The sequence below is a fragment of the Guyparkeria sp. SCN-R1 genome (assembly GCF_003932495.1).
Classification (GTDB): Bacteria; Pseudomonadota; Gammaproteobacteria; order Halothiobacillales; family Halothiobacillaceae; genus Guyparkeria.
This window is the reverse complement of sequence record NZ_QZMT01000009.1, coordinates 73,096-83,375: the sequence shown is the minus strand read 5'-3', so window position 1 is coordinate 83,375 and position 10,280 is coordinate 73,096. Positions and strand designations below refer to the sequence as shown.

Annotated in this window: 6 protein-coding genes; all 6 read right to left on the bottom strand. The window is 56.6% G+C overall.

Annotation, left to right across the window (positions count from 1 at the left end):
- Window positions 1-50 precede the first annotated feature (50 nt).
- A complete protein-coding gene (locus D5687_RS06695) occupies window positions 51-2,159 on the bottom strand; it encodes a TniQ family protein (RefSeq protein ID WP_125198996.1) in 2,109 nt (702 codons plus the stop codon).
- A 19-nt stretch (window positions 2,160-2,178) separates the two neighbouring features.
- A complete protein-coding gene (locus D5687_RS06690) occupies window positions 2,179-3,195 on the bottom strand; it encodes a TniB family NTP-binding protein (protein WP_204742156.1) in 1,017 nt (338 codons plus the stop codon).
- Complete coding sequence (locus D5687_RS06685) at window positions 3,188-5,257, bottom strand: Mu transposase C-terminal domain-containing protein (RefSeq protein WP_125198995.1); 2,070 nt, start codon at window positions 5,255-5,257, stop codon at window positions 3,188-3,190. Before D5687_RS06685 ends, D5687_RS06690 begins: the two co-directional genes overlap by 8 nt.
- Window positions 5,254-5,835, bottom strand: a complete 582-nt coding sequence (locus D5687_RS06680; RefSeq protein ID WP_204742155.1) for a TnsA endonuclease N-terminal domain-containing protein — start codon at window positions 5,833-5,835, stop codon at window positions 5,254-5,256. The genes D5687_RS06685 and D5687_RS06680 overlap by 4 nt, the downstream gene beginning before the upstream one ends.
- Window positions 5,836-6,060: 225 nt before the next feature.
- The gene (locus D5687_RS06675) at window positions 6,061-7,257 is read right to left on the bottom strand and encodes a ribonucleotide-diphosphate reductase subunit beta (RefSeq protein ID WP_204742154.1); all 1,197 of its coding nucleotides are present in this window, start codon (window positions 7,255-7,257) and stop codon (window positions 6,061-6,063) included.
- A gap of 86 nt (window positions 7,258-7,343) precedes the next feature.
- Window positions 7,344-10,220, bottom strand: coding sequence for a ribonucleoside-diphosphate reductase subunit alpha (locus D5687_RS06670; protein ID WP_125198993.1), 2,877 nt, complete (start codon window positions 10,218-10,220; stop codon window positions 7,344-7,346).
- Between the last annotated feature and the right edge of the window lie 60 nt (window positions 10,221-10,280).

Genomic DNA, 10,280 nt, shown 5'->3' with positions numbered 1-10,280 from the left:
GCGACGAGGGCTTTGGTGGCTATCTCGCTTTTACACCACTTGACTGGACACTACCGAGAGAAGAAACGCTTATTGCCGAGCGCGCCGCCATGCTCCAACGGTTTTAGGAATCCGCCCTTCACAAGGCGGGCGACTTTCTGGACGCTTATATTGCCCAACAACTTAGCCACATCTTCGGAATCCATATAACGGGTCTCAGCTTCAGCACGAAGACTTCGCTCACCTTTTTTTGGCCGGCCTGCGCGAGTTCTATATATCGTATTGCGCTTGATTTCGGACATGTCTAGTTGGTCAACCTGGCGCCGGGGGAATACATAGATTAGGCCACTGTCTATTCCAGGGCCAGATACTGGCGTCGCACCCGCATTCATGAGGCGTTCAGCTAAGTTTGTGACATTAAATCCATGTTTTGTGGCAATCTCCCGGGCCAAAACATACTGCTTTCGGAAGTGAATTAATTCCAATTTTGTGATGTAGCGCTGGGGGGTTCGATGATTGATCTTACGCCTCTGGAATTGGATCAATCCGTTCGCCATGAGTTGGTAAACAGCACTCTTGTAGAGGTTGAGTTTTCTGGTTAAGTCATCCACCGTGAGCAAATTATCCCGATCAGGATCATTTATCCCGATAAAACGTAGTAGGGAGGCCTTGTCGAGATATATCCCTAAGAGACCTAGCTCCTTGTCGAATCCGACAACATTTATAATTCCGTCTAATGTTGCTTGAATTATTTGTGAAAATTTCTTGGTGGACGAGTTCTTGTGCGTTTTAAGGTACTCAGAAACTGCTACACTGCCTCGACGATCCTCGTTGCTTAATAGGACGTTTCGTTCGTCAATCTTGGCCAACATCTGGTTGAGGGTCATAGCATCGATTAGAATGTCTCGGTAGCCGTCGATCTGAGGTCCGCGAAAAGCTTTGATGACTTCGGCACTAAGCAGGAGTTTGGCATTATGAGGCGAAATGCCAAGGATGTGCGCGGCTTCCTTTAGGGTAACGAGTTGATCTAAAGTGTTCTTTAAACCTATGACGTCTTTGAAAAAGTAACAACCATCCTCTTGGGGGTCTGGCAAATGGTGCTTAGCAAGTGATGCAAAACTCGGAGCTGTTACATCGAGTAGCCCGATTGTTGATTTCGACCCTATCAGACCGAGAGTTTCAGGTTTTCTAGGTGGGTCGAGGGGGGAGATTGCTCGGGCCTCATCCGAGGCAATAAAATCGTGGAACTTGTCCATTATTGTGTTATAGACCGCCGGTTGCTCATCTTTATAGGGGAAGCGGTCTAGGGTCATGCTCACACGGTGCATGAGTGCAGAAGTGCTAAAAAAAGGGAATTTGGCGCGCTCAACTTTAATGACGTCTCTCAAGAATATTTCGAAGCTTAGAGGCCATTGAGAGAAGGGCGCGAAGGCTGTAGCCACATCGTTACGGCGCTCCTCGACCGGACAGTCCCTAATGCCAAGCGTGGCGCCTGACCAAGGCCGTTTCTTGGTGAGCATGTAACCTATATGGAGTAGCGCTCCAAGTGAGGCCATGTCTCTGACAAGGGGGTGATCAGTTATCGTCCCCGTTTCAATGCACTCGGCCACCATGCGCGATACGAGGAGCTTCTCCTCATCTGCACTGACGGGCTTGACAGCCGTGAGATCCGCGTTGCACCGGCACTTGGACACACTTGGTCTCGCCCAGTTGATATACTCTCCGCATGCCGTGCATAAACTGGTCAGCTCAATCCCATGCGCGTGACAGGCGGTATAGGGTGCGAGGTCCCATAGTTGCCGGTGATATTCACTCTCTGTAAGGCACTTAACGCAAACAGCGGGTTTTCGGAATGAGAGCAGGTTGCTTGGGACCTGGGCTAGGCCGACTCTCAGCCGAAGTTCGGAGTCTGTTGAAACTGGTTGATAGCTCAGTCCCTCAAGGCTTTCACTCGTCTTGTCGACGATCGCGGCCAAGGGTTTGAGGTTAGCCTGGCCTTTGGCGATGGGTGGGATGCGTGAAAGCCAGCTATTGCTATTAGCCAAACCGGTCAGCCCAAGGATCACACTGGGCGAGTCATACGCATTGGCTTCAGTTAGGCGTACTAGGTAACCCGGCAGACTTTCGTCCGACATCGGGGCTGGTCGGATTAGCAGTTTTCGTCTGGCCGTCTGCGTCATTGTGTATACCCCATGGCAATCAACTGCGATTTAGCACCTCGGAGGCAGTCAGTTTTTTCTGTTTGGGGCGAATCCTGTTGCTGGTACCAAGCGGATTTTCGAACTCTTTCTGTACCATCGGCCACGTTTTGATGGCTTCCAGGTCCACTTGAAACGGGTTCTGAGGGAACTCGTCGCCTTGGATGCTTCTCCGCTCGTACGCCCGGGCAAAATGACCAGCATCCCATTTGTGATCACCATCCTGAATGGCGAATCGGGCCGCCTGCTTGATCAAGGTCATGACATTGGCCGCTGTGCCATGACTGGCGATGTAGAGAGGAAACGCGAGATCTATTTCAGCCAAGTGAGATGCAGCTTGCAAAGGAAGCTTCTTTTCGACCTCGGCTAGGAATTTTCGGAATTCAACCTGTCCCTGATCTGTTTTCCATGAAAACGGGGCGAGGCGTCTTCGCACCATGAAACGGCGTTTAAGTTGAGGACTCGTTTCAAGGATAGCCTCTGACTCTGGCATCCCGATCAATATCATCGGCACCTTCGTGCTATTGATCAATGACTTAATCCAGTCAGAAACGTCCTGAACAACACGTTGGGTCTTGTTGTCGATCAAGTGCTGGAACTCGTCCAGCAGAATGAGTTCAACGCCGCAATGTTCGATCAGATGGGCTAGGCGCTGACCTTGGGTGACAGTGGTTCCGCGATCAGGAGCTGGGTCACCAAGAGAGTCCAGTAGGGCCGTGGCGACACCCTTGATAGTTGCTTTGGCAGGGATCTCTGCGTGAAATACAGGTACATGGGTTCGATCCGTCTCATCGATGGGCGGGTACTGTTCCAGGTATTGCTGTATCAAACTGGTCTTTCCGACACCAGAACTACCGGTTAGGAACATACATTGGGGTTCTGCCGTGATTTTCGAGGCCTCGTGGCACTCCCCAATGAGTTCTACCAGTTCCCTGATGCGCGGGTACATGACATAAATCTGTTCGATCCAGCGAATGCGATCGAGCTCATCGTTCGCAAGCTCTCCAAATTTACTCACCCCTCTCCTCCTCTCCTTTGCGTTTCAGCGTATATCCTGCCTCCCAGCCATCGGTGTCTTCGTACAACGACGCAAGGAGTTCATCCTCGCTGGGCTTGGCGCTTTGTGGTGTCGCATCAGCAACAGTTTCTTCCTGATTAGTTTCATTCTCTTGAATGAGGTCATCTCTTGAGATGCTTTCCTCTGAAATCGGTCCCGTGCGCGAATCTTTGGTCTTCTGGGAAACATTGTTGAATCGTGCCAGCTTCTGGGTTCCCTTGCGTTTTTTAATTAGGCCGCGGTCGTTTTCGATGACCTTCTGGATTCGCTCTTGGGCTTCGAATAAGGCCGCCATATTGACGGTGGACTGGGCGTGTTCGCGTGCGTTGTTTTTAATGACTTGGTGTTGGAACAGCGTCTTGCCTGCGGTGTACTCCTGATTCACGGCCGGAATCCGGATGTATTCCTGTTTGATCGGGTCCAGAACATAGATATGCGAGATATCCGAGGGATCGATTTTGATGTCGACCACAGGTTTGTCCACCAAGCGGCGACGTAGGTGAGCGAGGCTGGGTGAGTTATAGCGCAGTCCTTCGAACTGGACGCCAGTGGGTTGAATCTTTCGCGTCTCTTGCAAGCCGAGCACTACTTCAAGTTCGCTCTTGCTTCTGGGGAGGATCGGGGGGAATTTTTCAACCGCCTTGCGCCATTTGGCAGACGGGGTGTCTTCGATGCGTTCATTGAACGTCTGCTGATAAATATCGACAACCCACATATGCATGATCTCCACCAAAGACGAGAACATGATGACCGCGTCCTTGGCTGGATTGTACTCAGCCAACTGAACCAGCTCCTTCATGCTTTTGCCGGGATTGCTGTCGATCAACTTCCTGTTTACGGTACCGAAGTAGCGTTCGATCGATGATTTGTACCAAGGTTGCCGGGGCGGTGAATACTGGATGTTTATACCTAGTTGAAGGCAAGCCTCCTCAAATGCTGTGCTGTAAAATTCCTTGCCATTGTCGACTACAAGTGTCTCGAATACGCCGTAAACATCCCAAGTATTCCTTATCTTGGGGTAACTCGCGTGTAGCGCCACCTTCGGCAAAATGGCATGTTTCAAGCATTCCATGACGCTAATCGCACTGGGCGGCGTGAAGCTGATGTAAAAGCCTACGACCGATCGCGTGAAGTGATCCAAGGCAACGGTCAGATAAGGCCGCCCTAGGGGCAGGTGGCTCTCATCATCAATTACGAACATGTCTAGTTGGGTGTGGTCTATCTCCACACGCTCCAAGGGGCGCGTTGTGACCACGCCTTGGCCATAGGCACGAAACTCGCGTTCGGCCGCACGCTTGCCCCTACGCTTTTCCGTGATCAGCATAGGGTCAAGCTTGCGCACCTGTCTGAGCACTGTTCGATAGGAAGGAGCTACCAAGGCATCATCTGGGTTGCGCATCCGATTCTCTTTGTGAATACGCAACAGAATGTCCTCGTAGACCGACGCAACACTCGGAGCGCTCAGACGGAAGAAAACCGAGTCAATCGACTGCTTAATGATTGACGTCACTCCTTGACTAAGACGGTTGCGACGATTGCCTTTGCTCGCATTGTCGTCCAAGAGGGCTCGGATATCTGATCCAGCCTGCTTGTGGGCACGGATCCATCGATACAATGAAATCCAAGAGGGCGGTTTGGGATCGCCAATCTCTTTAGCCACATTGGCAATGACGGGCGTCAAGGTTTTTTCCGTGAAGGATTCCAAATTAAGTTCATTGACCGCTTGAACGTATTTAAGGCGTCGCAATCCTTTTTTCTTTTGCTCTGCAGGTTTGGAGGCAAAGTCTGCCAAGACCCAATGGCTCACATTCGGAGTGGTTGTCGTTGCCTCTTCGTAGCTGACAAATTCGATTGCCTCTCGAACCAACAGTTCAACAGCTTCCTTCATGGGCATAGAGATGACTTGGCCATCACTTAGCCTGCGAAGCCTCAATACTTGAGTATTAGGGTCTGAGCTGTCGATGTGCCAGATGCCGCCGCGGTAGGCGATGTGGTGGCCAGGAGTAAACTGGTAACGGCTCATGATGATTCCTCCTGAGCAGACCAGGCCGCTTTGACCGACATGTCAGGCCGAATCGGCTTGTCCAGGTCAAACACTATTTGACCTTGGTACATCAGGGCGTAGCAGACCGACCGGTCGGCACCATAGTCGGCACACTGGGCAATCAACTCTTCCATGGAAAGCTCGGAATGTGTGGGCACGTTGTGGTGCAGTCCAGCCACCACCAAAGGGTCGAGTGGTGTTTGTGCATAACGGTAGAGCAGCTTGATGTTGTTGAGTCGGTGTCCTTCCCGAATCTGGCTACCGGTGCGGAGGAGGTATTCGCACCCCCGCGCGTGGAAGAAGGCGCTGCGAGCCTGATGCAGGCGAATGAACTCGTCCTTCATAGCCTTCTCGTCCGGCTTGATCTCGACGTACTGCGGAAGGTCCAATCCTCGGCGTATGATCTCGAAGTCCGGGGTATGTTTGAGGATCTTGTCCTCGAAGCTGTATGAAATCGTGATTGGCTGGGATCGGTAGGCGATGACATCCTGGTCATGCTCCAAAATGTAACAGTAGTCCCTTTCCAGTTGGGATTCCCACCAGACTGCTTTCTTCATCTTTACGCTCATGAACTGGCCAATGACGCGATCGCGTCGGCCTCGGTTCGTGATCTTGCGTGCTCCATGCTTTGCCACTGAAAACCTCATAAAAAAAGGGCGCCCTACGGACACCCCTTTAGGTCAAGCTCTTTCCGTTTTCAAGTTATTCGTCACTTTATTTCACTTTATGTGTCTCAGTTTTCACCTTATTCGTCACTTCACACGGGCTTGTTCGTTCTGGGCTTACCAGGTGAGGGCGCCCCCAGTCTGGTAATCCGTGACCCGAGTCTCGAAGAAGTTCTTCTCCTTCTTGAGATCGACCACCTCACTCATCCACGGGAACGGATTGGTCGCGCCCGGGTAGAGCTCGGCCAGGCCAATCTGGCTGCAGCGGCGGTTGGTGATGAAGTGCATGTACTCCTCGCACATCTCCGCGTTCAGGCCGAGCAGGCCGTTGGGGATGGTGTCGCGGGCGTAGTCGATTTCGAGTTCGCAGGCCTCGCGCAGCATCTCGTGGACTTCGTGCTGGAAGGCCTCACCCCACAGCTCCGGGTTCTCGATCTTGATCTGGTTGATCAGGTCGATGCCGAAGTTCAGGTGGATAGACTCGTCGCGCATGATGTACTGGTACTGCTCGGCGATGCCGGTCATCTTGTTGCGGCGGCCCAGTGACAGGATCTGCGCGAAACCGGTGTAGAACCACATGCCCTCGAAGACCACGTAGAAGGCGACCAGGTCACGCAGGAAGTTCTGGGCGCCGTCCTGTGTGGAGGTGTTGAAGGTGCCGTCGGAGAGGTTCTGGGTGTACTTCAGGGCCCAGGAGTCCTTGGCGGTGATCGACGGCACTTCGCGGTACATGTTGAACAGCTCGCCCTCGGCCAGGCCCAGGCTGTCGACGATGTACTGGAAGGTGTGGGTGTGGACCGCTTCCTCGAAGGCCTGGCGCAGCAGGTACTGGCGGCACTCGGGGTTGGTGACCTGCTCATAGACGGCCAGCACGATGTTGTTGGCGACCAGGCTTTCCGCGGTGGCGAAGAAGCCCAGGTTGCGCATCACCATGTTGCGCTCGTCGGTGGTCAGGCCGTCCTTGGACTTCCACAGGGCGAGATCCGCCTGCATGGAGACCTCGGTGGGCATCCAGTGGTTGTTGCAGCCGGCGAGGTACTTCTCCCAGGCCCACTGGTATTTCAGCGGCAGGAGTTGGTTGACGTCGGCGGTGGCGTTGATGATGCGCTTTTCCGAGACGTCGACGCGCCCGGCGTTGGCCTCGATGCCACCCAGACCGGTCTGGTCGGCGCTTTCGGCGGCCGACGGGTCGAAGTGGTGCTCCTGGCCGTCATCGAAGGCGGCGGGCATCACGCTGGCCGCGTCGTGGTTCATGCCATGGCTCTGGGCCGAGTCGTCGTTGCCTTTCTTCAGCGGATCATTCCAATCGAGCATGTGTCTCTCCTTCTGTTTCTTCCGGCGGTTTCACCGGGCCGGGCAGGGCGACTGCCCGGCGGTATTCCAATAAATCGGCGGATGCCTTACTGGCAGGCCTCGCACTCGGGATCGTCGATGGAGCAGGCCTTCGGGCCGGCGGCGGCCGCCGGGTCGGCGGAGACGCCGCGCAGCTTGCCGTCGAGCTTGTTCATCGTGGTCTTTTCGATCCGCGTCTTGGAGGCGGCACGCAGGTAGTAGGTGGTCTTGAGGCCACGTACCCACGCGAGCTTGTACATGTTGTCGATCTTCGGGCCGGACGGCTCGGCCATGTACAGGTTCAGCGACTGGGCCTGGTCGATCCACTTCTGGCGGCGCGAACCGGCCTCGATCAGCCAGCGCGGGTCGATCTCGAAGGCGGTGGCGTAGAGCTTCTTGAGCTCGTCCGGCACGCGGTCTATCGCCTGCACGGAGCCGTCGAAGTACTTGAGATCGTTGACCATGACCTCGTCCCACAGGCCGCGGTCCTTGAGATCGCGTACCAAGTACGGGTTGACCACGGTGAACTCGCCCGAGAGGTTGGATTTCACGAACAGGTTCTCGAAGGTCGGCTCGATCGACTGCGAGACGCCGCAGATGTTCGAGATGGTGGCCGTCGGCGCGATCGCCATGGTGTTGGAGTTGCGCATGCCGTGTTTCTTGATCTTCTTGCGCAGGGCGTTCCAGTCCAGGGTCTGGTCGCGGTTCATGTCGAGGTACTCGCCGCGCGATTCGGCCAAGAGCTCGATCGAGTCGATCGGCAGGATGCCGCGGCTCCACAGCGAGCCCTCGTAGCTGGCGTAGCGACCCCGCTCGGCGGCCAGATCACTGGAGGCGGAGATCGTGTAGTAGCTGACCGTCTCCATGGAGCGGTCGGCGAACTCGACTGCCGCATCCGAGCCGTAGGCGATCTTCTGCTTGTAGAGGGCATCCTGGAAACCCATGATCCCCAGGCCCACCGGACGGTGGCGCAGGTTGGAATTGCGCGCCTGAGGGACCGAGTAGTAGTTGTACTCGATCACGTTGTCGAGCATGCGCATCGCGGTCTTGATGGTGCGCTCGACCTTCTCCTCGTCAATGCCGTTCTCGGTGGTGTGCTGGGCCAGGTTGACCGAGCCGAGGTTGCACACGGCGATCTCGGAGTCGTTGGTGTGCAGGGTGATCTCGGTGCAGAGGTTCGAGCTGTGCACCACGCCGGCGTGCTGGTTGGTGTAACGCAGGTTGCACGGGTCCTTGAAGGTGACCCACGGGTGGCCGGTCTCGAACAGCATCGAGAGCATGCGGCGCCACAGATTGACCGCCGGGATCTTGCGGAAGTTCTTGATCTCGCCGCGCTCGGCCTTGGCCTCGTATTCCTCGTAGGCCTTCTCGAAGGCGGTGCCGGACAGGTCGTGCAGGTCCGGGGTCTCGGCCGGCGAGAACAGCGTCCACTCGGCTTCCTGGGCGACGCGCTTCATGAACAGGTCCGGTACCCAGTTGGCGGTGTTCATGTCGTGGGTGCGGCGGCGGTCGTCACCGGTGTTCTTGCGCAGGTCGAGGAATTCCTCGATGTCCAGGTGCCAGGTCTCGAGGTACGCGCAGACCGCGCCCTTGCGCTTGCCGCCCTGGTTGACGGCCACCGCAGTGTCGTTGGCCACCTTGAGGAACGGCACGACGCCCTGGCTCTTGCCGTTGGTGCCCTTGATGTGGCTGCCAAGGGCGCGAACGCGGGTCCAGTCGTTGCCAAGACCGCCGGCAAACTTGGAGAGCAGGGCGTTGTCGCGGATCGAGCCGTAGATGCCGTCGAGGTGGTCCGGCACGGTGGTGAGGTAGCAGGAGGACAGCTGCGGGCGCAGGGTGCCGGAGTTGAACAGCGTCGGCGTCGAGGACATGAAGTCGAAGGACGACAGCAGGCGGTAGAACTCGACGGCGCGCTCTTCGCGGTCGATCTCGTTGATCGCCAGACCCATCGCCACGCGCATGAAGAATGCCTGCGGCAGCTCGAAGCGGGTGTCGTCCTGGTGCAGGAAGTAACGGTCGTAGAGCGTCTGCAGGCCGAGATAGGTGAACTGCAGGTCACGCTCGTGATCCAGTGCCTGGCCAAGGCGATCGAGGTCGTACTGCTGCAGGGTCGGGTCGAGCAGCTCGTGCTCGACGCCTACCTTGATGTACTCCTTGAAGTAGTCCGGGTAGATGTTGGCCATCTCGGACTGGGTGCAGGCGGTCACCGGGTTGTGCACGAAACGCAGCGCCTCGGTGCGCATGGAGTCGAGCAGCAGGCGGGCGGCGACCTGGGAGTAGGCCGGGTCGATCTCGATCAGGGTGCGCGCGCTCATTACCAGCGCGGTGCTGACCTCGTGCTCGGCCACGCCGTCGTAGAGGTTGCGGATGGTCTCGTCGACGATGCGCTGGTTGTCGACGCTTTCCAGACCGGCACAGGCTTCGTCGACCAGGCGCGACAGGCGAACGGTGTCCAGCGGCTCGGTGGTGCCGTCATAGCGGGTGACGTGCAGGGAGGACGTTTCGGTGGTGGCCTCGGCCTGCTCGTCCATCTCCGCGGCGCGCTTCTGGGCCTGCTGCTCACGGTAGAGGACGTAGGCGCGGGCGACTTTGTGGTGGCCTTCGCGCATCAGCGCCAGCTCGACCTGGTCCTGGATGTCCTCGATGTGGACGGTGCCACCGCCCGGCAGGCGACGCTTCAGTGCCTGGTCGATCAGCGAGACCAGCGACTCGACCGATTCGTGGACGCGAGAGGAGGCCGCCGCACCGCCACCCTCGACGGCGAGGAAGGCCTTGGTCATGGCGACCTTGATCTTGGAGGGGTCGTAGGCGGTCAGCTTGCCGTTACGGCGGATGACGCGTACCTGGCCCGGGGTGGCCGCGGCGTTTTCGATGCCGCTGGCCGCGCCGCCGGCGTTCTCGTGGTAGGCCTGGGTCGGGGTTTCTACTGTCTGACTGGTGCTCATGCCGCTGATCCGTCCTCTGTGTTCTGGTTCGAAGGCCCGCTGCGGGCGGGTCGCCGATTC